A 22,990-nucleotide genomic window follows, 5' to 3' on the forward strand; every position below is an offset into this window, starting at 1 on the left:
TTATTCATTCTCCCCATCTTGGAGATAATAACCGACACCACGACGTGTCATGATATAAATGGGTGTACTCGGGTTGTCTTCGACTTTCTCACGTAGACGGCGTACCGTCACATCGACCGTCCGAACGTCGCCGAAGTAATCATAGCCCCAGACTGTCTGAAGAAGATGTTCGCGCGTCATGACTTGTCCGATGTTCTTCGCTAAATAATGCAACAGTTCGAATTCACGTTGTGTGAGTTCGATTTTTTCTTCACGCTTCGTGACCGTATGCGAATTCAAATGAATCGTCAACTCACCAATCGTAATATCATCAGGGTCATCACTGACTGGTTTTTCATCACGTCCTCGTTTTCGCATGTTCGCTTTGACACGTGCGAGTAGCTCGCGTGAACTAAACGGTTTCGTTACGTAATCATCCGCACCGAGTTCCAGTCCGAGTACTTTATCGATTTCTGAGTCTTTTGCCGTCAACATGATGATTGGTGTCTCAAGTGTTTTTCGGACTTCACGACAGACTTCCATCCCATCCATTAAAGGCAGCATGATGTCGAGCAAAATCAAGTCTGGTTTGAATTCCTCGACCTTCTCAAGTGCTTCAACGCCATCATTGGCAACAGCGACGCTGTAACCTTCTTTTTCAAGTTTAAATTTTAATATATCCGCAATCGGTTGTTCGTCGTCGACGACGAGTATTCTACGTTCCGTCAATGGGTGTTCCCCCTTAAAAAATTTCTATTCAATCTATTTTACCTGTTTTTTCGGCATATAGAAAGGTGGCGACGGAAACTACCGACGCCACACCTCTACCATTCAACCGATTTCATGTGGAACGTTCCACGTGAAACATTACTTTTAGTATACGCTCTTATCCTTTTGTTTGTGAATTATTTCGCTTATCAAAAGATATAAAAAAACAGGTGCGGCACCGATTGATGCCACGCCTGTTTGTATTCGACTTATGCTTCTTCGTAAAGATCACGAAGGACGACTGTCTGCTCGCGACCTGGTCCGACCGAGAACGTGACGAGTGAAATGTTCGTCAAATCTGCGATCCGTTTTACGTAGTTTTGCGCATTGATTGGAAGGTCTTCAAACTTACGAATCCCTGTAATATCTTCTTTCCAACCCGGTAACTCTTCGTAGACCGGGACACACGCTTCAAGATCACGGAAGCTTGCTGGGTACTCATCGATTTGTTTTCCGTTGAATTCGTACGATGTACAAATCTTCAACGTTTCAATCCCGGTCAAGACATCGATCGAGTTCAAGGACAGGTCTGTCAAACCACTCGTCCGACGTGAATGACGAACGACAACCGAGTCGAACCAACCGACGCGACGCGGACGACCTGTCGTCGTACCATATTCGCGACCGACTTCACGGATGTGATGACCGATTTCATCGAACAATTCCGTTGGGAACGGACCATCACCAACACGTGACGTATAGGCCTTACAGACACCGACGACGTGGTCGATACGAGCAGGACCGACACCGACACCTGACGCGACGCCACCCGCTGAAGCATTTGATGATGTGACGAACGGATACGTTCCGTGGTCGAGATCGAGCAAGACACCTTGCGCTCCTTCGAACAACACTTTTTCCCCTTTATCGAGGCTATCGTTGACGACGACTGATGTATCGCAGACATACTTCGCGAATTCTTGACCATACGCGTAGTATTCTTCAAAGATATCATCAAAGGCAATCGGCTCTGCGTCGTACATTTTCGTAAACATCCGGTTCTTCTGTTCAAGCACGATTTGAAGTTTTTCAGCGAACGTTTCTTTATCGAGTAAGTCTGCCATCCGAATCCCGATCCGTGCTGCTTTATCCATGTAGCACGGTCCGATTCCTTTCAGCGTCGTTCCGACTTTCGCGTCGCCTTTTGCTTCTTCTTCGAGCTGATCTTGCAATTGATGGTATGGCAAGATAACATGAGCACGATTTGAAATTAATAAGTTATCCGTAGAAACACCACGATCGTGCAGATACTTTAATTCCTTGACGAGCGATTTCGGATTGACGACTAGGCCATTTCCGATGACACATTTCTTGTCTGAGTAAAAGATCCCTGAAGGAATCAAGTGTAACTTATACGTCTCATTATTGAATACGATTGTATGTCCTGCATTGTCCCCACCTTGATAACGAGCGACGACATCGGCTTTTTTCGAAAGGAAATCGGTAATTTTACCTTTCCCTTCGTCGCCCCACTGTGTTCCGACTACTACTACTGATGACATATTCTCATCCACCTCCACGTACGATTCAAAACCACGACTAAGTGTAACGCGGAAAAAAACAGAAGTCAATCAAATACCGAACAATTAATTAATGTATTTCTGTTTCGTTCGTTTAATTACTCCTTTCTGCTTCCTTTTTTCCTTTACTTTCAAGATATCGAAACATAATGATTCTTCCCGATGACTTCGTTTGTCCAAATCGTTATGCTTCCTTTATGTGCTTTACTCTCGTCTTGTTTATCAAAATCGGGGGCTAGGCTACAGACAAGCTCATATCGAAACCTTTTACATACGCCCGCCGCGCTTTTCCTCTCCGAATCGACTTCTGAGCGGCAATCCCTTGCGCCGCTTCGCTTCGCTGCAGGGTCGCGCCTGATTGCTGTTCGTTCGAAAGCGATTCAATTCGGAACGCGCGACTCAACAAATCGATCCCCAATGATCCATACGACCCGCTACACAAGCCAACCGTTTCGCTTTTCGTGACTCCTACGGGAAAAAGTGCAAGATTTCTTGCACTGTCAGAGGCAGGCAAGACCCTGCTCCGTGTTCGTCAGAACAAAGGGGCAACGGCTTGCGCCTCGCCCGAGGAAAGCACGAGAAGAAAGAAACGGTTGTCAGCTCACCTCGTTCATAAAACACGCTACCCACATGCTTCGCTTTTCGTGACTCCTACGGGAAAAAGCACAAGACGTCTTGTGCTGTCAGAGGCAGGCAAGACCCTGCTCCGTGTTCGTCAGAACGAAGGAGCAACGGCTTGCGCCTCGCCCGAGGAAAGCACGAGAAGAAAGAAACGGTTGTCAGAAAGCAGAAAGCAAAAAGCAAAAAGCCTCGTTCACAACATTGAATTTATCTTGTCCACACGTGAACTAAACTAACACCTCAGTCATGATTTTCTACAAACAAAAACACCCCGACCTGGTTAGATCGAGGTGTTGCTTGTTACGCCGGTGGAGCATACGAATTACTCGGCTCAAGATCGACGAATTTATTAAATTCTTTCCGGAAAGCGAGTTTAACCGTACCGGTCGGACCATTCCGCTGTTTCGCGATGATGATCTCGATCGTATTCGCATCTTCCGTTTCTTTGTTGTAGTAATCGTCCCGGTATAAGAAAGCGACGATATCCGCATCTTGCTCAATCGCCCCTGATTCCCGGATATCCGACATCATCGGTCGTTTATCCTGACGACTCTCCACACCACGCGAGAGCTGCGATAAGGCGATGACGGGCACTTCGAGTTCACGTGCGAGCGACTTTAAGGAACGGGAAATCTCTGAGACTTCCTGTTGACGGTTGTCGCTTGAGCGACCGTTCCCTTGAATCAACTGCAAGTAATCAATCATGATCATGCCGAGACCGTGCTCTTGCTTTAAGCGACGACACTTCGCCCGGATATCATTGACACGAATCCCTGGCGTATCATCGATGTAAATCCCTGCTTGCGACAAACTACTCATCGCGAGCGACAGTTTACCCCAATCTTCATCTTCGAGTTGCCCCGTCCGGAGACGTTGCGCATCGACGTTGCCTTCTGCACAGAGCATCCGCATGACGAGTTGTTCCGCACCCATCTCAAGACTAAAGATGGCAACATTCTCGTCGGCACGGGTGGCGACGTTTTGCGAGATGTTCAAGGCGAATGCCGTCTTCCCGACAGACGGACGGGCGGCGACGATGATTAAATCGTTACGCTGGAACCCGGCCGTCACTTGATCGAGGTCGCGGAAGCCGGTCGGAATCCCGGTCGTTTCACCGCTTTGCTTATGCAATTTATCAATCGTCGCATACGCGCTCGTCAAGACGTCAGAAATCGGGATAAAGCTTGCGCTCCCCTTGCCTTGCGATACTTCAAGAATCTTCCGTTCTGCCTCATTCAGCAGGACGTCGACTTCATTTTGTCGTTCGTACCCGTCTGTGACGATTTCATTCGCTGTCCGGATTAAACGGCGAAGCGTTGATTTTTGGTCGACGACATTGACGTAATAATTGATATTCGCCGCTGTCGGGACACCTTCCGCAAGCTCACCGAGATAGGCAAGCCCGCCGATTTCTTCTAAGACACCGAGCGTACTCAGTTCCGCCGTGACTGTGACAAGATCGATTGCTTCGCCACGGTCCGACAACACGAGCATCGCTTCAAAAATCCGTTGGTGTGCCGCCCGATAAAAATCGTGTGGCAATAATCGTTCGGACGCACTGATCAATCGATCAGCATCAATCATGATCGCCCCAAGGACGGCTTGTTCCGCCTCGATACTTTGGGGTGGCGTATTTTGCATTACATCACTCATCACCGATCCCCTTTTCTAATCACGCTTCTTTGACCTGAACGTTTAGCGTCGCTGTGACTTCATTGTGCAGTTTTAACGGCACTTTCGTGAATCCGAGGGCTTTGATCGGGTGCTCGAGCTCGATTTTACGTTTGTCGATTTTGTAACCCATGCTCTTCAATGCTTCTGCAATTTGTTTACTCGTGACTGAACCGAAGACACGGCCGCCTTCGCCCGCTTTCGTCGAAACGACAATCGTTTCTTTTTCAATCTTCTCTTTTAACGCTTCTGCATCAAGCAATGCTTGTTTCGCTTGCTCTGCTGCTTTACGTTCATGTGCTTCATGTTGTTTTAAGTTCCCTGTTGTCGCGGGACGCGCTAATTTCTTTTTGAATAACACATTGTTCGCGTATGCATCTGCGACTTCTTTCACGTCTCCTGCTTTACCTTGTCCTTTAACGTCTTGCAATAAAATAACTTTCATTCGATTTCCTCTCCTTTTGTTTCATCTTCTAGATAACGATCGATTGCTTGTCTTAATTCATCCGCGACCGTGATGATCGATTCCGCCATCTGCGTCGCCGCATTCGTTAAGTGACCACCGCCACCTAGCGTCTCCATGATTAACTGGACATTGACCTCACCGAGCGACCGGGCACTGATTGCCGTCCGGCCATCTTGGAGCTCAGCGATGACGAAGGCGGCACGGATTCCTTGTAAGGATAACAGTTGATCCGCCGTTTGGGCGATCAAGACTTGATCATGGATGACCCCCGGCTCCGCTGTCGCGATCGCCATACCTGCTTTATAGATTTCCGTCCGCTCGAGAATATGCGACTGTTCGACATACGTCTCGAGGTTTTGACTAAGGAACTCTTGGACGAGGACCGTGTCTGCGCCTTGCGAACGCAAGTAGGAGGCCGCATCAAACGTCCGCGAGCCTGTCCGGATCGTAAAGCCTTTCGTGTCGACGATGATTCCTGCAAGTAACGCCGTCGCTTCAAGCATTGACAGCTTTTCGTTCGTCGGTTGGTATTCAATCAACTCTGTGACGAGTTCTGACGTCGAAGATGCATATGGCTCAAGATAGACGAGCACTGGCTCCTCGATGAAATCTTCTCCGCGACGATGATGATCGATGACGACCATTCGTTCGAACTGATCCAGTAATGCCGGAACGACGACAAGCGACGGTTTATGCGTGTCGACGATAATCAATAACGCTTGATCGTCGACGAGTTGCTCAGCTTGGAACGAATTGATGAAACGCGACTCCAGTTTCTCGTCTTCACTGATTTCCGACATCATCCGTCGAATCCCTTGACCGATTTCTGCATCCGGTAATACGATATGCGCTTCCTTATCGTTCATCTCGGCAAGCTTGAGAATACCAATCGATGCTCCAAGTGAATCCATGTCAGGGTTTCGGTGACCCATGACGAGGATTCGACTTGATTCCTGCATCAAGTCACGCAACGAATTGGCGATGACCCGTGCCCGGACACGCGTCCGTTTTTCCGTCGGATTCGTTTTCCCACCATAAAAGCGGACTTTCCCGTCACGTTTGATGACGACCTGGTCGCCCCCGCGTCCGAGTGCTAAGTCAAGACTCGACTGCGCCATCTGACCGAGAACAGGTATGGCGTCACTGCCACAGCCAATTCCGATCGACAGCGTTAATTGCACCCCACGTTGACTCGTCTCGTCTCGGACAATGTCTAAGATGGAAAACTTCGTCCGCTCAAGAATCCGTAGATTCTCTTCTGTCGTCACGACAAAGTACCGGTCTGAGGCGGTACGTTTTATATAGGTGCCGTGATCCGCCGCCCAATGATTCAATAACTGGGTGACCCGACTATTTAATTCACTTCTTAATTGATCTTCAATCCCCTGCGTCATCTCATCATAGTTATCGAGATAAATGACGCCGATGACGGTTTGATTGTCGACGAGTTGTTGTTCAACTTGCGCCTCTTCTGTCATATCAAATAGATAGAACGTCCGATTTTCACGATTCGAGAAGACACGATAGACGGACTCACCAATCTCAAGTGTCGCTTGATCTTCATCCGTCGCCATCATTTCAACGAACAAGGGATCGAGATCGAGTAACAGATGCCCCATTGCCAAGTCGTCGAAGATTTCACGCATCGGATCATTGAACCATGTGACGTGCGTTTCCTCATCATATAGTAAGATTCCAATCGGCATATTCGTCAAAGCATCTTGCCCTGTATCCTCGACTTGAATCGATATTCTTTCGACATATGCTTCCCAGGACTTTCGTGCCCGCTGCTCTTCTAATAGATGAAGGACAAAAAGAACAGTCGTCACGAACGCACCAATTGCTGCGATGATTGGATTACTAATTGCGACGACGAGAAGTAGACCGACGATTAATAGATACGGAACGAAGCGAACAACCCGCCGTTCCCGTTCTGATGATACTTGTTGACCTGACTCCATCGCGTCCTCCTTAAATACTTCTAATTAAAAATTCGTTAACTTGTTTATTATAACCGAAAAATAGGACCGGTTGAAAGCGAAGCGAAAAAAAGCGCCCTTCCTTCGAAAAGGAAAAGCGCTTCACCGTAATCAGTCAGCTACGTATGGGATTAAAGCCATTTGACGTGAACGTTTGATTGCGATTGTAAGTGGACGTTGGTATTTCGCTGAAGTACCAGTCACACGACGTGGAAGAATCTTACCGCGTTCCGAAATGAAACGTTTGAGAAGTTCTACGTCTTTATAATCGATATGAGTGATGTGGTTCGACGTGAAGTAACATACTTTACGACGACGTTTTCCACCTGGACGACGTGCCATGTGATTAACCTCCTTTTTAGAGTAAATTTTTCAGTCCAACGTTCCCATTAGAATGGGAGATCGTCGTCTGAAAGATCGATCGAACTTCCACCGCTGAACGGATCAGCGCCGAAGCCCGAGTTCGATGAAGATGAAGCGGGTGCTGGCGAGGAAGAGTTGTTCTGCTGTTGCTGTGAACCCCATCCTGCAGCATTCCCGTTTCCACCTGTATTTGAATTCGAAGAATAGCTGTCACTATCTGAAGAACGGCTTGCATTGCGTGATTCTAGGAATCGAACACTATCCGCGACGACTTCAGCACGATATCGACGTTGACCCTCTTTATCGTCATAACTGCTAATCTGTAGGCGACCCTCGACACCTGCGAGACTACCTTTTTTCAAATACTGAGCAACGTTCTCTGCTTGCTTGCGCCATACGACGCAATCGATGAAATCAGCTTCTCGCTTCCCATCTTGTCCCGTAAATGGACGGTCACATGCGAGTGTGAATCGCGTTACCGCAATCCCGCTCTGCGTATAACGCATTTCAGGGTCACGAGTTAACCGACCGACTAAAACGACGCGGTTAATCATCAGAATCACTCTCCTGTTTCAGCTTATTTCTCGTCTTTTGTGATCATTAAGCGAACGATATCGTCACTGATCTTCATGAGACGGTCAAGTTCTTTAGTAGCTGCTGGTTCAGCAGTCACGTTAAGAAGAACATAGAATCCTTCACGCATATCATTGATTTCGTAAGCGAAACGACGTTTACCCATTTCAGTTGTTTTTTCAACTGTACCACCGTTGTCAGTGAGGACTTTGTTGAAACGCTCAACTAGAGCTTTTCGTGCTTCCTCATCAACTTCCGGACGGATGATGTAAAGTACTTCGTATTTACGCATATCTGTCACCTCCTCTTGGACTGGCGGCTCGATTCATCGAGCAAGGAGCAATAATTCATTACTCACATTTGTTAATACTATCAAAGTATTTTGGTTTATGCAATAACGATTCGTTCGCTCCGCTTAAACGTTGAAGCGGAATGTGACAACATCGCCATCTTGGAAGACATATTCTTTACCTTCAGAACGGTAACGTCCTTGTTCTTTGACTGTCGCCATGTTTCCAGCTGCTGCTAAGTCATCGTATGCGACAACTTCAGCACGGATGAATCCACGTTCGAAGTCAGAGTGGATGACACCGGCACATTGTGGTGCTTTCATCCCTTTTTTGAACGTCCAGGCACGAACTTCTTTTTCGCCCGCTGTGAAGTATGTCGCGAGACCGAGCGTGTTATAGGCTGCATGGATCAATTGATCGAGACCTGACTCTTCGATTCCGAGGTCAACGAGGAACTCTTGACGTTCTTCCGGTTCGAGTTCAGCGATTTCTTCTTCAATCCGGGCACAGATGATGATGACTTCCGCGCCTTCTTTTGCTGCAAACTCACGGACGAGACGAACGTTTTCGTTACTGTCTGCATCCGCGACTTCATCTTCACCGACGTTTGCGACATAAAGCATCGGTTTCATCGTCAACAATTGGAAGTGTTTCACGATTGCCGCTTGATCTTCGTTTAATTCCGCAAGACGTGCTGGTTTTTCGTCTTCGAGCAATGCGAGGACGATCTCAAGTGCTTCGAGTTCGCCTGCTGCGTTTTTATCACGTGACTTAACTTGTTTTTGGACACGTTGGATCCGTTTTTCAACCAATTCGAGATCGGCCAAAATCAACTCGAGGTTGATTGTTTCGATATCATCGATCGGTGATACTTTACCTGAGACGTGTGTGATGTTTTCGTCGACGAAACAACGGACGACCTGACAAATCGCATCGACTTCACGAATGTTTGCTAAGAATTTATTTCCTAATCCTTCACCCTTTGACGCGCCTTTAACGATTCCGGCGATATCCGTGAATTCGAATGCTGTCGGGATGGTCTTCTTCGGGTTGACGAGTTCTGTCAATTTACGAAGACGTGCATCGGGTACTTCGACGACACCTACGTTCGGATCGATTGTTGCGAACGGATAGTTCGCCGCCTCGACACCTGCTTGAGTAATTGCGTTAAAAAGTGTTGATTTTCCTACGTTTGGTAAGCCAACGATTCCTGCTGTTAATCCCACTTGGAATTCCTCCTTTTCGGTATTTCCTAGGAAATCCGTGCTAGCGGCCGCAGTGGGTAGATTGATTACACCACGTCAGCACATCTTTCACAATTATAGATAGTTCAATTTTTTTAAGCAAGGAGATGGGAATTCTTTTTTAAAGAGTTTGCTAATTCACCTAGCCGCTTAATCAAAACTTAGACTTCTCCTTAACCTTTTTTCCCCCATTAGCGTTCTGCTTTGTAATTAAAAAAGACCGAAGCACCTATTAAGCGCTTCGGTCGTATTTGATAAAACTCATTCTGGTAAGACTTTTTTTAACCGCTTATCAAAATCGCGCCGTGGCATTAAGATGCTTGCCCCACAACCTTGACATTTGATGCGGATGTCCATGCCGACACGAATGATTTGCCACCGGTTCGTTCCGCATGGATGTTGTTTCTTCATTTCGACATAATCATGGAGATTGTACGTTTTTGGCATCATTGATTTGTTCACCATTCCCTTGATCTGTAGTGTTCATCATGACCATATGCGGGTACGGAATCTGGATTCCTTCCGCTTCGAGACCTTGTTTGAATTCTTTACGCATCAAACGGCCCGCTTGAAAATGTTGCATCGGTGGTACTTCTGCCATCATGCGGTACGCAACGCCAGAAGAATCAAGCATTTGGACACCGAGTATTTGAATCGGTTCAACGAACATATCGGCATATTTCTTCGTCGTCGCTTCCGAGATGTCGTTCAGAATCGTCTCGACCCGATCGAGATCCTCTTCATACGGAACTTGGACATCGACTAAGGCAAAACTGTTATCGACCGAGAAGTTCGTCACTTGCAGGATTTGCCCGTTCGGAACGATATGAATCTCGCCCGTCAGACCTTTCAGCTTCGTCGTCCGAATACCAAGCTCGATGACAATCCCTTCAATCACGCCGACGCGGACATAATCACCGACTTTGAACTGTCGTTCGAAGATGATGAAGGCACCTGTGATGATATCTTGAACCAGGTTTTTCGCACCAAACGAAATGGCGAGACCGGCAATCCCTGCACTGGCGACGAGCCCTGTGATGTTGATTCCGAATTGACTGAGCACGGTCAGTAACATGACAATTCCGAGGACGTAGCGAATCGCATTTTGTAACAATTTGAGTAACGTCTCGTTTTGTCGTTGCGCTAAATAATCATGCTCGTTGATTTTTCGAATCGTAAACAAACGGGCGACTGCTCCCGTCATGATCCGTGTCAGGATATAAAATCCGGCAATGATGATTAACGCAATTGTCACCTTGAGTCCAAACCGAATCCACATTTCTGTGTCCGTCACTTGCGCAATCAACTTATCGACCTGGGCGACTGATTCTTTCACATCTTGATTGGTAGCCATTCTCTTCATCCTTTCATTTCTCTCTATTACGACAGTATACGTGATTTTAAATCAGTTTCAACTTAAAGAACCGATTTCGACGTTAGTTTTCTTGAAAAACCGGGAAAGGAAAATCATTACAGAACACCTTCACTCTCGCCAATACACCATGACGTAGACACCTAGAGAAGAAAGGATGATCTAGAGATGAACTTCCGCTTTCATTCACATGAGCCAAAGCCCTATTCTTTCTTTTTAGAGCATACAGAGCCGTTTGCGAAAGAACGATTAGCTGAACAATTACACGAGCAAGTCGCTGCGACGAAAGAAACACGTCCTGTCGTTCTCGTTTGTATCGGTTCCGATCGTTCGACGGGGGATTCCCTCGGTCCACTCGTCGGTACATTCCTCGAAAAATCCCGTCCCGCTCATATGCATGTGTATGGCACATTAGCCAAACCGGTTCATGCCTTAAATTTAGCTGAAACACTTCACTCGATTCAAACGACCCATTACAAACCACTCGTCATCGCCATCGATGCTTGTCTCGGACGCTTATCGAGCGTCGGTCATGTCTTTTTCTCGGAAGGTCCTCTCGCACCCGGAGCCGGTGTCCAAAAAGAATTGCCTGCTGTTGGCGACTTCAACATCAAAGCCGTCGTCAACGTCAGTGGATTCATGGAAATGATGATTTTGCAAAATACCCGACTCCATCTCGTCTATGAATTAGCTGAACTTGTTGCCGACAGCTTCGCCTTACTCGATGCGAAAATGGCAGCGGAAACAAAACGAACGACGATTTCCTTTACGCCCCGTTCGATCTAAACAGCACACACTACAATTAAAATAAGGACAAGCGAATCCTTACGACTCGCTTGTCCTTATTTTTTTGTCATTCTTCTTCCGGCAACAAAATCTCAAGTATCCGATTTAAATCCTCTTCGTCCATAAAATCGATTTCTAGTTTCCCTGCCTGCTTCGTCATCTTGATTCGAACACTGGCCCCGATCCGCTCCCGTAACGCGTCTTCAATAAAATGAAGTTCAGTCGTCTGTTCAGAAACATGCCGCTTTTGCTTACGTTCGCGGAGCTCTTGCTCAAGACGACGGACATTCCAATTCTCCGTGATGACGCGTTCCGCCATCCGCTCGATTTTTTGCGGGTTTTTTAAAGCGAGCAAGGCACGTGCATGCCCCATCGATAAACGTTCTTCCATGACTGCTTGTTGGACGAGTGGCGGTAACTGCAACAAGCGTAGACTGTTCGTGATGTGCGAACGGCTTTTTCCGACACGGCTCGCAAGTTCTGCTTGCGTCACCTCAAACTCTTCCAACATTTCGGCATACGCCATCGCTTCTTCAATCGCACTTAAATCAGCGCGCTGAATGTTTTCAATCAAGGCAAGCTCCATCATCCGCGTATCATTGGCCTCGATGATTAAGACGGGTACATGAACGAATCCGACTTGTTTTGCTGCCTGATACCGGCGTTCCCCGGCGACGATTTCGTAAAATCCATCACGTGGTCGAACGACGATCGGTTGAATCATCCCGTGCTGCCGTAAAGAATGTGCTAATTCTTGTAATGCTTTTTCATTAAACTGTTTGCGCGGCTGACCTGGATTCGGTCGAATCGCCCGCAGGGGTATCTCATTCACATAAATCTCTCCTAAACGTAGCGGAAGGCACGACCGCAGTTTACGGACGTGCCTTCACGATGCGAATTCGCACCTCGACATATTCTTCACAATCTACTTCTTCTTTTTCGACGGTCAATCCTGTCCGCTCAATCATGTCGACTGAATCACGTAGTGTATTCAACGCGATCCGTGTATCCCGTGCAAAACTTTTATGTCGCTTCTTCGGCTTTTTCGGTGTCAGTAGACGCTCGACACGCTGTTCCGTTTCTTTGACATTCCATTCGCGTTCCATGATTTCCGCTAAGACTGAGATTTGAAGATCTGCATCCTTTAAAGGCAACAAGGCGCGCGCGTGACGTTCCGTGATTGTCCGTTGCTTCAATGCCTCGCGAATTTCAGCTGGCAAACGCAACAGACGTAACTTGTTCGCAATCGTCGACTGACTGCGTCCTAGTTTACGTGCTAAGACTTCTTGCGTAATGTGTTGCATCGCAAGCAATCGTTCATATGCTTCTGCTTCTTCGATTGGAGTCAGTTCTTCCCGTTGTAGATTCTCAATCAATGCGAGTGCAGCTGTCGTTTCATCGGTCATTTCCTTGATAATTGCGGGAATCGTTTCCCACCCAAGTGATTGAACCGCTCGAAAACGACGCTCACCTGCGATGATTTCATAACCTAGCCCCTGTTTTCGTACTACGATTGGCTGTAGTAACCCATGTTCTTCAATCGTCATCGCCAATTCTTCAATCCGCTCCCCATCAAAAATCGTTCGGGGTTGGAATTGATTGGCAACAAGCTCTGTCAGCTTTAGCTCCTGAAGCGTGTCTCGGGGATCAAGCTCAAGCGGGACAGGCTGTCCCCCTTTACCAAGCAGTTTAGCAATTGCATTTTTCACGTTCGCGCACCTCACCTTTATCAGTCATCGTTTCACGTGAAACGGTGTTTAACTCAGTGGATCTTTAGCCGGTGTTCCCGCCTTACGCGGATATTTCCCGGGTGTTAATCGTTTTTTATCTACAATAACGATATTACGCTCACTTTCCTCACCTGGCAATTGGAACTGGAAACTTTCCCGTAAATTACCACCAAGTACTTTGAGTGCCGTTGCGCCTTCTTCTAACTCTTGCCCTAACTTCGCTGCCTTCAAGGCAACAAACTGTCCGCCGACTTTCGCGAGTGGCAAACAGTATTCTGCAAGGACTGACATGCGGGCGACGGCGCGTGCCGTCACGACATCAAAATGTTCCCGGAACTGTTTGTTTTTACCGAACTCTTCGGCCCGACCATGATGGAACGCGACACCTTCAAGTTCAAGTTCTGTCGCGAGCATGTTCAAGAAGCCGATTCGTTTATTCAGTGAATCGATGATCGTGACTTTTAAGTGCGGGAACATGATTTTAATCGGGAGGCTCGGGAAACCGGCACCGGCTCCGACATCACAAACGGTTTCGACTTCTGTGAAATCAAAGTAGAAAGCCGCTGTGATCGAATCATAAAAGTGTTTCAAGTAAACATCTTCTTTATCCGTGATCGCCGTCAGGTTCATTTTTTCATTCCATTCGACGAGCAGTTCATAGTAGCGTTTGAACTGGTGTAATTGTTGTTCTGAGACGTCGAGACCTTGCTCGGCTAAAGCCGTTACGAATTGCTGTTCGTTCATGTTATCACTCCGCAGTCAATGCGTATTGGCCTTGCTCGATATAAATTAGCAAAATCGAGATATCTGACGGGTTAACCCCAGAAATCCGTGATGCTTGTCCAATCGAGAGCGGACGCACTTGGTTTAGTTTCTGTTTTGCTTCAATCGCGAGACCATTGATGACATCGTAATCGAGTCGATCCGGAATTCGTTTTTGTTCCATCCGCATCATACGTTCGACTTGGTCGAGTTGTTTGTCGATATAACCTGCGTACTTGACTTGGATTTCGACTTGCTCGGCCGCTTCCGCTGACAATGCGACAGGTGGCTCTGTCATGTCTGCAATCATTGCGTACGTGATTTCCGGACGTTTCAATAACGTAATTGCGTGCAACGCTTCTTTCAACGGTGAGACACCGATTGCCGTCAGTTTTTCGTTGACGTCTGGTGTCGCTTTGATGACGACTTTTTCAAGACGTTTCATTTCGCGACTGATTTCGTCTTTTTTCAGTTCGAGTTTCGCATGACGCGTGTCATTGATCAGACCGAGTTCATGCCCGATTTCAGATAAGCGAAGATCGGCATTGTCATGACGGAGTAAGAGACGGTATTCAGCACGTGACGTCAAGAGGCGATACGGTTCGTTCGTCCCTTTTGTGACGAGATCATCAATCATGACACCGATATACCCTTGCGAACGCGACAAAATCAATGGCTCTTTGCCTTGAACTTTAAGCGACGCATTGATTCCAGCCATGATGCCTTGTCCGGCAGCTTCTTCGTAGCCGCTCGTACCGTTAATTTGTCCTGCTGTGAATAACCCTTCGACCCGTTTCGTTTCAAGTGTCGGCCACAGTTGTGTCGGAATGACCGCATCGTATTCGATTGCATAGCCGGGACGCATCATTTCTGATTTTTCAAGACCGGGAATCGAACGTAAGATATCATGTTGGACATCTTCCGGTAAGCTTGTTGATAACCCTTGGACATAGACTTCTTCCGTATCGCGACCTTCCGGCTCGAGGAAGATTTGGTGACGCGGTTTATCATTGAACCGGACGACTTTGTCCTCGATTGAAGGACAGTAGCGTGGGCCTGTTCCTTTAATCATGCCTGAGAACATCGGTGAACGGTGTAAGTTCGCGTCAATCAATTGGTGTGTATACTCTGTCGTATACGTTAACCAACATGGAATCTGCTCCGTGATCATCTGAGTCGTTTCATGGCTGAACGGTAAAGCGACCGCATCCCCTGGTTGGATTTCGGTTTTTGAATAATCAATTGTTTTTCCATCGATTCGGGGTGGTGTCCCTGTTTTGAAGCGCGCGAGCTCGAACCCGAGTTCCTCGAGATGCTTCGATAGGTTGACGGACGGCATCTGATTGTTCGGACCACTCTCGTATGAGAGTTCGCCGATGATGATTTTCCCACGCATGAACGTTCCTGTCGTAATGACGACAGCATTCGCCCGGTACTCTGCTCCCGTATTCGTCACGACACCGACACAGCGTCCATCTTCAATCAATAGACGTTCGACGAGTGCTTGACGTAACAAGAGGTTCGGTTCATCCTCAAGGGCTTTTTTCATTCGATTTTGATACTCAAATTTATCTGCCTGCGCCCGGAGTGCACGGACGGCCGGACCTTTTGATGTATTGAGCATTTTCATTTGGATGTAAGTCGCGTCGATCGCCCGTGCCATCTCGCCACCTAATGCATCAATTTCCCGGACGACAATCCCTTTTGCGGGACCACCAATCGACGGGTTACAGTACATGAATCCGACCATGTCGGGATTCATCGTTAACATCACCGTTTTCGAACCCATTCGCGCTGATGCGAGTGACGCTTCGATTCCAGCATGTCCGGCTCCGACGACGATGACGTCGAATTCACCTGCTTGATAAGCCATAATTTCGGTTCCTCCTTTTATGAATCAACAACCTGACAGTGCAATTATTTCCCTAAACAAAACTGGGAGAAAAGTTTATCGAGTAGACTATCTTGCGCCGTATCCCCATTGATTTCGCCAAGCGTATCCCATGCCCGGCGTAAATCGATTTGGACCATGTCGATCGGCATCGCTGCTTCTGCCGCCCCGAGCGCATCTTCAATCATCTGACTCGCTTGTTTAATCAATTGAATATGACGTGCATTCGAGACGTACGTCATGTCTTGGCTTTCAACACCTTGTTCGAAGAAGAGGGCTGCGATTGCTGCTTCGAGGTCGTTGACGCCTGCTTCTTCAAGCAAGGATGTCGTGACGACCGGGCGTCCTGCAGCCAGTTCTTCAACACGTGTTAAGTCGATTTGTTGCGCAAGGTCACTCTTGTTGACGATGATGATCGCGTTCATATCGCGAATCGCTTCAAACAACAAAATATCTTCTTGCGTCAATTCGTCATTCCCGTTTAAGACGAGTAAAATCAAATCCGCCGAATTGAGTGCCTGGCGTGATTTTTCGACACCCATTCGTTCGACGATATCTTCCGTTTCCCGAATCCCTGCCGTATCGATCAACTTGAGCGGTACACCGCGGACATTCACATATTCCTCAATCGTATCACGGGTCGTCCCTGCGATATCCGTGACGATTGCTTTTGCTTCTTGCACCAATGTGTTGAGCAAAGATGATTTCCCGACGTTCGGTCGCCCGATGATTGCTGTCGACAGGCCTTCACGTAGAATTTTTCCTTGGCGCGCCGTCCGGAGCAGTTCCGTCAGGATGCGGCGGACTTCCCCAGCATCTTTTTGGACGATTTGTTGCGTCATTTCTTCCGCATCGTATTCCGGGTAGTCGATGTTGACTTCAATCGAAGCGATCGTCTGTAACAGCTGTTCGCGCAATTCTTGGACAAGCTTCGAGAGCCGCCCTTCGATTTGACCGATTGCAACCGTCATCGCCCGGTCCGTTTTCGCACGGATTAAGTCCATCACGGCTTCAGCTTGTGATAAGTCGATGCGCCCGTTCAAAAAGGCGCGTTTCGTGAATTCACCTGGTTCTGCTAGACGAACATCAGGTTGTGCCAGAATGAGTTCGAGTACACGATTGACCGCGACGACTCCACCATGGCAATTCAATTCGACGACATCTTCGCGCGTAAACGTCTTCGGCGCCCGCATGACACTGACCATTACTTCATCGACGACCTGCTCCGTCTCGTGGTCGACTAATTTCCCGTAATGAATCGTGTGGGTTGGTACTTCCGTTAACTGATTCGCACCTCGGTACACTCGGTTTGCCGTTGCTACTGCTTGCGGACCTGATAAGCGGACGATTGCAATCGCCCCTTCGCCCATCGGTGTCGAAATCGCGGCTATCGTATCAAATTCCATCATTCGTCATTCACACCTCGTTTTCTTCTATCGTTTCTATGATTAATTGATGAGTTAGTTATAAATGGGTATAACGTGACAACTATACACGAAAATGACTCAAAGAAAAAGAGCGACACTCTGTAAAAACGGAGTATCGCCCTCATTTGTGATTAACGTTTCTTTTTCGGCTTTTTCGGAGCAGGAGCTGCTTCGGCCGCTTCTTTTTCACGTTTTGAAGCAATCGTTGCTTCAGTCTGTAATTTGATCTTCTCACGCATCGGCTTCATGATCACGATCGTCACGATGATCGAGAAGATATAACCAACGACCCAGTAAAGTGACAAGGCAGAGGGTAACGTCACACCCATGACGAAGATCATGACCGGGAAGATGTACAACATGATTTTCATCTGCGGATTATCTTCTTGCCCTGCCATCGAGAGTTTCTGTTGCAGGTACGTAAAGACCGCTGAAAGAATCGGTAAGATAAAATATGGATCTGGCTTTCCAAGATCGAACCAAAGGAACGTATGCTTGAAAATATCCGGCGTGTAAATGATTGCGTTATAGAAGGCAATCAGGATTGGCATTTGAATTAAGATCGGTAAACAACCTGCAAGTGGATTGACGTTATGCTCCTGATAAAGCTTCATCATTTCCTGTTGCAATTTCTGTTGTGTTTCCTGATCTTTTGAACTGTATTTCTCACGCAGTTTCATCATTTCTGGCTGGATGACTTGCATACCACCCATACTCTTCGTCTGTTTAATCATCAACGGTAAAATGACGAGACGAACAATCAATGTCGTAATCACGATTGCAATCCCGTAATCCCCGTTAAAGTATTCTGCAATTTTTCCAATCAACCAAGCCATCGGCCAAACAAAATAATGTTTCCAGAAACCTTCTGTGTCAGCAGTAATCGGTTCACCTGTTCCGTATGTTCCAGGTGTACAACCCGATAGAACAACCGCGAGTACTGACATCAGTCCAAGTGTCAACCAAATCTTAGTTCTCTTGTTCATAATTCCTCCTAATGATGTTTACCCTTTGTCGGTCAGACTCCTTCTATAGATAGAATCAGGAAAGACCGTTACAAATCAAACAGAATATATTACGTATTTATTTAACTTGCCGCTTCCAGACGCCGGAACGCTTTAATACATGCCGCAAACTATCTGCGACTTCTTGCGCAGTCATCTTCGCAGCTGGATTGCGGGCGATGATTACAAGATCATAATCTGGTGCAATCGAAGCTTCATGTAACAAAAATGCTTCACGAAGGTACCGTTTTACCTGATTACGTACGACAGCATTTCCGATTTTCTTACTCACTGATAAACCAATCCGAAAATGAGCTTGCTGGTCTTTTTTTAGTGCGTATACGACAAATTGCCGATTGGCGACAGAGGCTCCTCGAGTAAACACCGCTTGGAACTCCTTGTCTTTCTTGACGCGGTATTCCTTCTTCACCTTGATCACACTCCATCCTGACATCACGAAAATTCGTCGTCTTTCATCATATCATAGAATAATCCTGCTTCGCGAGAGGGGGTTGTGACAAAAGCACGAACACCCTTAAAAAAAGCAAAAAAAAGATCACCTCAGGCATCGCCAGAAGTGATCTCATCATCGCTCGATTATACAGTCAAGGCTTTGCGGCCTTTAAGACGGCGAGCAGCCAAGATCCGGCGGCCACTCTTCGTTGCCATGCGCGCACGGAATCCGTGAACTTTTTTGCGCTTACGGTTGTTTGGGTTGAAAGTTGGTTTCATTTTAGTCTGCACCTCCTTTAAAAATTACTCTATTAAAAAACATCGTTTTCTACTTTAAGGCAGTCTTGTACATTATATAAATCAAAAGGGACCTTGTCAATGAAAGTTCGTAAGAATTATCTCGTTCGATTCTATACGATTCGTTACGATAGGAATCTGGATGAGGGTTCGTATTACAAGATAGGAATCCGATCTGCATGAACACTAGGAAATTCCCCAAGTTAAAACTATCCACAGACTTATCCACACTATCCACACTTTCCGTGGATAACTCTTCACTTTGTCTACAATAGTATTTTTTAAAATCAACGTCAAGGTTTGATTTTCGACTCGATTCTCCAACTATTTTTGATTTTGTGTATAACTATTTTTTTACGCTTCCTCTTTCAAAAAGTTATACACACGTTATCCACACCTTATCCACACTATCCACAGCCTGTGGGTAACTACCTGTGTATATCTTTATTTACTTGTGGATAAATCACTCTAGGCATTGCCAGGGCTCATTTCATTTGATACACTAATTGTGCATAACAACGATACGAACCAAATTGAATTTTCAAGTTATACACACCCTGTGGATAACTTTATACACAGTTTTACTTGCCTGTGGATAACTTTATACACAGTTTTTATGTTGTGGGGATAAGTCGAGTTTCTTCATTAACTTTGTCCTGTGCATAAACCTGTGTATAGTTTTTTATATCATGATAGAAAAAGGGGGGTATTTATGAAAAACGCTGCCGAACTTTGGCATAATGTATTGTCTGTGATCGAGGAAGAAGAACGGACACCTAAGGCAAGTTATGACATGTGGTTAAAATCCACTGAAGGCGTCACGCTGAATGGAACGACACTGATCATCTCAGCACCAGCTGCATTTACCGTTACTTGGCTGGAACGTCAATACTTATCGTTACTCGAAGATACGGTTGAAGAAGTGACAGGGAGTCGACTTGATATTCAATTTATCGAGGAAGGCCAAGCAAAGAAGATGCTCGATCGTCAAAATGAGGAAGCGTCTGAGACGGTACCACCGTCTAAAACACCAAATCGTGCACAATCGTCACGAAAACCAACCGATGAGCTGGTCATGAGTGAACTCGGTCAATTGAATACAAAATACACGTTCGATACGTTTGTCATTGGATCAGGTAACCGTTTTGCCCATGCCGCTTCCTTGGCTGTAGCAGAAGCACCTGCGAAAGCCTATAATCCTTTATTCATCTATGGAGGAGTCGGACTTGGTAAAACCCATTTGATGCACGCGATTGGCCAGTACGTCCAAGATCAAAACCTTGGGACGCGGATCGCCTATGTCTCCTCGGAACGTTTTACAAATGACTTCATTAACTCGATTCGGGACAATAAAACCGTTGAGTTTCGGAACAAATACCGGAATATCGATGTTCTATTAATAGATGACATTCAATTTCTCGCAGGAAAAGAGCAGACGCAAGAGGAGTTTTTCCACACATTCAATGCCCTGCACAATGATCAAAAACAAATCATCATCTCGAGTGATCGACCACCAAAAGAAATTCCGACACTTGAAGATCGGCTTCGCTCTAGGTTCGAGTGGGGATTGATAACAGACATCACACCTCCTGACCTTGAGACACGGATTGCGATTTTGCGAAAAAAAGCCAATGCCGAGCAACTTGATGTTTCTAATGAAGTCATGCTCTATATCGCGAGTCAAATCGACACGAACATCCGCGAGCTCGAAGGGGCACTGACGCGTGTCATCGCTTATGCGAACCTGGTCGGACGGACGATTGATCCGAATGTTGCAGCAGAAGCGTTGCATAACATCATGCCGGTCACGGAGCCGCGAAAAGTCACGATCCGCGACATCCAGGAGTCCGTCAGTAAACACTTCAACTTACCGTTTGACGACTTAAAGGCTAAAAAACGAACAAAATCGATTGCCTTTCCACGCCAGATTGCGATGTACCTCTCGCGAGAGATGACGGAAAGCTCTTTACCGAAGATTGGTGAGGAATTTGGTGGACGGGATCACACGACAGTCATCCATGCACATGAGAAAATCAGTATGCTCGTTAAATCGGATGGAGAAACAGGAAAAGTCATCGAACAAATTAAGCATGAATTGAAACATTCCTGAACCTGTGGATAAGCTGTGGATAAAAGAGGCTAGTTATCCACAAGTTATCCACACGCAGTTTGGCTCTATACCAAGTTATCCACCGACTTATCCACACTATCCACAGCCCCTAATACTATTATTAAAAAAATATATTATTATGTTATGATGATGTAACGCCCATTTTGAGAGGAGCTTAACGACAATATGCATATTACAATTCAACGCGATACTTTAATCCAAGCCATCCAGGACGTAGCGAAAGCTGTCTCATCAAGAACAACGATTCCAATCTTAACGGGAATCAAACTTGAAGCGCATGGTGACGGAATGACGTTAACAGGAAGCGATACCGAGATTTCAATTGAACGGACAATCTATGCGGAAGAGAATGGTACTTCTTATGTAACCGTCCACCGCGCCGGTAGTGTCGTCCTCAATGCCCGTTTCTTTGGTGATATCGTTAAAAAGTTACCAACAGACGAAGTCATCATCGAAGTCTCTCCAAACTTCATGACACGGATTCAATCCGGGACAGCTGAATTTCATCTGAACGGTCTTGATTCAGACGAGTTTCCGCGTCTTCCACAAGTCGATGGGGGACAACAGTTCCGTTTACCCGCAGATCTATTACGTTCAATGATCCGTCAGACGAGTTTTGCCGTCGCGGTTCAAGAAACACGTCCTGTTTTGACAGGGGTTAACTTCTCAGCAGATAAAGGCATTTTGACATGCGTATCGACGGATAGTCATCGCCTTGCACTACGCCGGGCACAGTTTGAGACAGAGAACGAGATTTCGTTCCAAAATGTCATCGTGCCGGGTAAGAGCTTAAACGAATTATCGAAACTGTTAGGTGATGGTCATGTCGATGTCACGATCACGAACCAGCAAATCCTCTTCAAAATGAAACATGTCCTATTCTTCTCTCGCTTACTCGACGGGAACTATCCGGATACGTCGCGTTTAATTCCGGAAGAGTACCGGACGGCTGTCCGTATGAATGCAAAGGAATTGCTTCAGGCAATCGACCGGGCATCACTTCTTGCACGTGAAGACCGCAACAACGTCATCAAGTTCGCAGCAGAAGGTACGACAGCTGTCGAAATTTCATCGCACTCACCAGAAGTTGGGAAAGTTTCGGAACAAGTGAGCATCTTGTCGCTTGAAGGCGAAGAGCTGAAGATTTCTTTCAACTCGAAATACATGATGGATGCCTTAAAAGCACTTGATGCGACGGATATTGAAATTCAATTCACGGGATCGATTCGACCATTCATTCTCCATCCGGTCGACCAAGATAACGTCTTGCAATTGATTTTACCTGTCCGTACGGCTTGATTCCCTCCCCGAGAAACCGACTTGGTTTCTTGGGTTTTTTTTGTAATCCGTATATATGTTCGTTCATTTTGCTAAATCACGAGTTTTTTAGTACAATAAAGAGTATGTCATTTATAATATGTAGGTAGGAGGAGTCAATCCATGAATCAAATCAAAATCACGTCGGAATATGTCACATTAGGTCAGTTCTTGAAGCTGTCTGATATTATCTCGAGCGGAGGACAAGCAAAACCATTTCTAGCGGAGGTACCTATTCTCGTCAACGGTGAGGTCGATCAGCGACGTGGTCGTAAGTTGCGGGATGGAGATGTTATTGACGTAGAAGACTACGGTCAATTCGTCATCAAGAACGAGGCGAACTAAC

At 46.5% G+C, this 22,990-nt stretch carries 23 protein-coding genes; 4 read left to right on the forward strand and 19 right to left on the reverse strand.

Annotation, left to right across the window (positions count from 1 at the left end; translation table 11 throughout):
• The 11 genes from yycF to A0126_RS14910 form a co-directional block, all read right to left on the reverse strand.
• Nucleotides 1–708, reverse strand: coding sequence for a response regulator YycF (gene yycF, locus A0126_RS14860; RefSeq protein ID WP_088838297.1), 708 nt, complete (start codon nt 706–708; stop codon nt 1–3).
• A 248-nt stretch (nt 709–956) separates the two neighbouring features.
• A complete protein-coding gene (locus A0126_RS14865; protein WP_029332157.1) occupies nt 957–2,249 on the reverse strand; it encodes an adenylosuccinate synthase in 1,293 nt (430 codons plus the stop codon).
• A 939-nt stretch (nt 2,250–3,188) separates the two neighbouring features.
• Complete coding sequence (dnaB, locus tag A0126_RS14870; RefSeq protein WP_029332158.1) at nt 3,189–4,541, reverse strand: replicative DNA helicase; 1,353 nt, start codon at nt 4,539–4,541, stop codon at nt 3,189–3,191.
• Between the two features lie 19 nt (nt 4,542–4,560).
• Nucleotides 4,561–5,004, reverse strand: coding sequence for a 50S ribosomal protein L9 (gene rplI / locus A0126_RS14875; protein WP_029332159.1), 444 nt, complete (start codon nt 5,002–5,004; stop codon nt 4,561–4,563).
• A complete protein-coding gene (locus tag A0126_RS14880; protein WP_088838298.1) occupies nt 5,001–6,986 on the reverse strand; it encodes a DHH family phosphoesterase in 1,986 nt (661 codons plus the stop codon). The genes rplI and A0126_RS14880 overlap by 4 nt, the downstream gene beginning before the upstream one ends.
• A gap of 129 nt (nt 6,987–7,115) precedes the next feature.
• A complete protein-coding gene (gene rpsR, locus A0126_RS14885) occupies nt 7,116–7,346 on the reverse strand; it encodes a 30S ribosomal protein S18 (protein WP_012371896.1) in 231 nt (76 codons plus the stop codon).
• Between the two features lie 47 nt (nt 7,347–7,393).
• Nucleotides 7,394–7,921 (reverse strand): single-stranded DNA-binding protein, encoded by a 528-nt coding sequence (locus A0126_RS14890; protein WP_029332161.1) that lies wholly within the window; start codon nt 7,919–7,921, stop codon nt 7,394–7,396.
• Between the two features lie 23 nt (nt 7,922–7,944).
• The gene (gene rpsF / locus A0126_RS14895; RefSeq protein ID WP_012371898.1) at nt 7,945–8,232 is read right to left on the reverse strand and encodes a 30S ribosomal protein S6; all 288 of its coding nucleotides are present in this window, start codon (nt 8,230–8,232) and stop codon (nt 7,945–7,947) included.
• 123 nt (nt 8,233–8,355) lie between these two features.
• Nucleotides 8,356–9,456, reverse strand: a complete 1,101-nt coding sequence (ychF, locus tag A0126_RS14900; RefSeq protein ID WP_029332162.1) for a redox-regulated ATPase YchF — start codon at nt 9,454–9,456, stop codon at nt 8,356–8,358.
• A 279-nt stretch (nt 9,457–9,735) separates the two neighbouring features.
• A complete protein-coding gene (locus tag A0126_RS14905) occupies nt 9,736–9,924 on the reverse strand; it encodes a DUF951 domain-containing protein (RefSeq protein WP_012371900.1) in 189 nt (62 codons plus the stop codon).
• A complete protein-coding gene (locus A0126_RS14910; protein WP_088838299.1) occupies nt 9,896–10,828 on the reverse strand; it encodes a mechanosensitive ion channel family protein in 933 nt (310 codons plus the stop codon). Before A0126_RS14910 ends, A0126_RS14905 begins: the two co-directional genes overlap by 29 nt.
• 186 nt (nt 10,829–11,014) lie before the next feature.
• Here A0126_RS14910 and yyaC point away from each other — a divergent pair, with 186 nt between their 5' ends.
• On the forward strand, nt 11,015–11,632 hold the full coding sequence (gene yyaC / locus A0126_RS14915; RefSeq protein WP_088838300.1) for a spore protease YyaC: 618 nt from the start codon (nt 11,015–11,017) through the stop codon (nt 11,630–11,632).
• A gap of 67 nt (nt 11,633–11,699) precedes the next feature.
• On the opposite strand, the gene A0126_RS14920 is transcribed toward yyaC, so the two are convergent.
• The 8 genes from A0126_RS14920 to rpmH form a co-directional block, all read right to left on the reverse strand.
• Complete coding sequence (locus A0126_RS14920; protein ID WP_088838301.1) at nt 11,700–12,464, reverse strand: ParB/RepB/Spo0J family partition protein; 765 nt, start codon at nt 12,462–12,464, stop codon at nt 11,700–11,702.
• Nucleotides 12,465–12,504: 40 nt separating this feature from the next.
• Nucleotides 12,505–13,341, reverse strand: coding sequence for a nucleoid occlusion protein (gene noc / locus A0126_RS14925; RefSeq protein WP_088838302.1), 837 nt, complete (start codon nt 13,339–13,341; stop codon nt 12,505–12,507).
• Between the two features lie 48 nt (nt 13,342–13,389).
• A complete protein-coding gene (rsmG, locus tag A0126_RS14930; protein WP_088838303.1) occupies nt 13,390–14,106 on the reverse strand; it encodes a 16S rRNA (guanine(527)-N(7))-methyltransferase RsmG in 717 nt (238 codons plus the stop codon).
• A 4-nt stretch (nt 14,107–14,110) separates the two neighbouring features.
• On the reverse strand, nt 14,111–15,997 hold the full coding sequence (mnmG, locus tag A0126_RS14935) for a tRNA uridine-5-carboxymethylaminomethyl(34) synthesis enzyme MnmG (protein WP_088838304.1): 1,887 nt from the start codon (nt 15,995–15,997) through the stop codon (nt 14,111–14,113).
• A 44-nt stretch (nt 15,998–16,041) separates the two neighbouring features.
• A complete protein-coding gene (gene mnmE, locus A0126_RS14940) occupies nt 16,042–17,424 on the reverse strand; it encodes a tRNA uridine-5-carboxymethylaminomethyl(34) synthesis GTPase MnmE (RefSeq protein WP_088838305.1) in 1,383 nt (460 codons plus the stop codon).
• A gap of 149 nt (nt 17,425–17,573) precedes the next feature.
• Complete coding sequence (gene yidC, locus A0126_RS14945; protein ID WP_029332170.1) at nt 17,574–18,428, reverse strand: membrane protein insertase YidC; 855 nt, start codon at nt 18,426–18,428, stop codon at nt 17,574–17,576.
• A gap of 97 nt (nt 18,429–18,525) precedes the next feature.
• Nucleotides 18,526–18,876: a ribonuclease P protein component gene (gene rnpA, locus A0126_RS14950; protein WP_029332171.1), complete on the reverse strand. Its 351-nt coding sequence runs from the start codon at nt 18,874–18,876 to the stop codon at nt 18,526–18,528.
• A 167-nt stretch (nt 18,877–19,043) separates the two neighbouring features.
• A complete protein-coding gene (gene rpmH / locus A0126_RS14955) occupies nt 19,044–19,178 on the reverse strand; it encodes a 50S ribosomal protein L34 (RefSeq protein WP_012371910.1) in 135 nt (44 codons plus the stop codon).
• A 730-nt stretch (nt 19,179–19,908) separates the two neighbouring features.
• On the opposite strand from rpmH, the gene dnaA reads away from it, so the two are divergent.
• From dnaA to yaaA, 3 genes are all read left to right on the forward strand, one after another.
• Nucleotides 19,909–21,306 (forward strand): chromosomal replication initiator protein DnaA, encoded by a 1,398-nt coding sequence (dnaA, locus tag A0126_RS14960; protein WP_088838306.1) that lies wholly within the window; start codon nt 19,909–19,911, stop codon nt 21,304–21,306.
• 186 nt (nt 21,307–21,492) lie between these two features.
• Nucleotides 21,493–22,626, forward strand: a complete 1,134-nt coding sequence (dnaN, locus tag A0126_RS14965) for a DNA polymerase III subunit beta (RefSeq protein WP_029332173.1) — start codon at nt 21,493–21,495, stop codon at nt 22,624–22,626.
• A 141-nt stretch (nt 22,627–22,767) separates the two neighbouring features.
• A complete protein-coding gene (gene yaaA / locus A0126_RS14970) occupies nt 22,768–22,989 on the forward strand; it encodes a S4 domain-containing protein YaaA (protein ID WP_029332174.1) in 222 nt (73 codons plus the stop codon).
• The last annotated feature ends 1 nt before the right edge of the window (nt 22,990 follow it).

Source organism: Exiguobacterium sp. N4-1P (assembly GCF_002214325.1).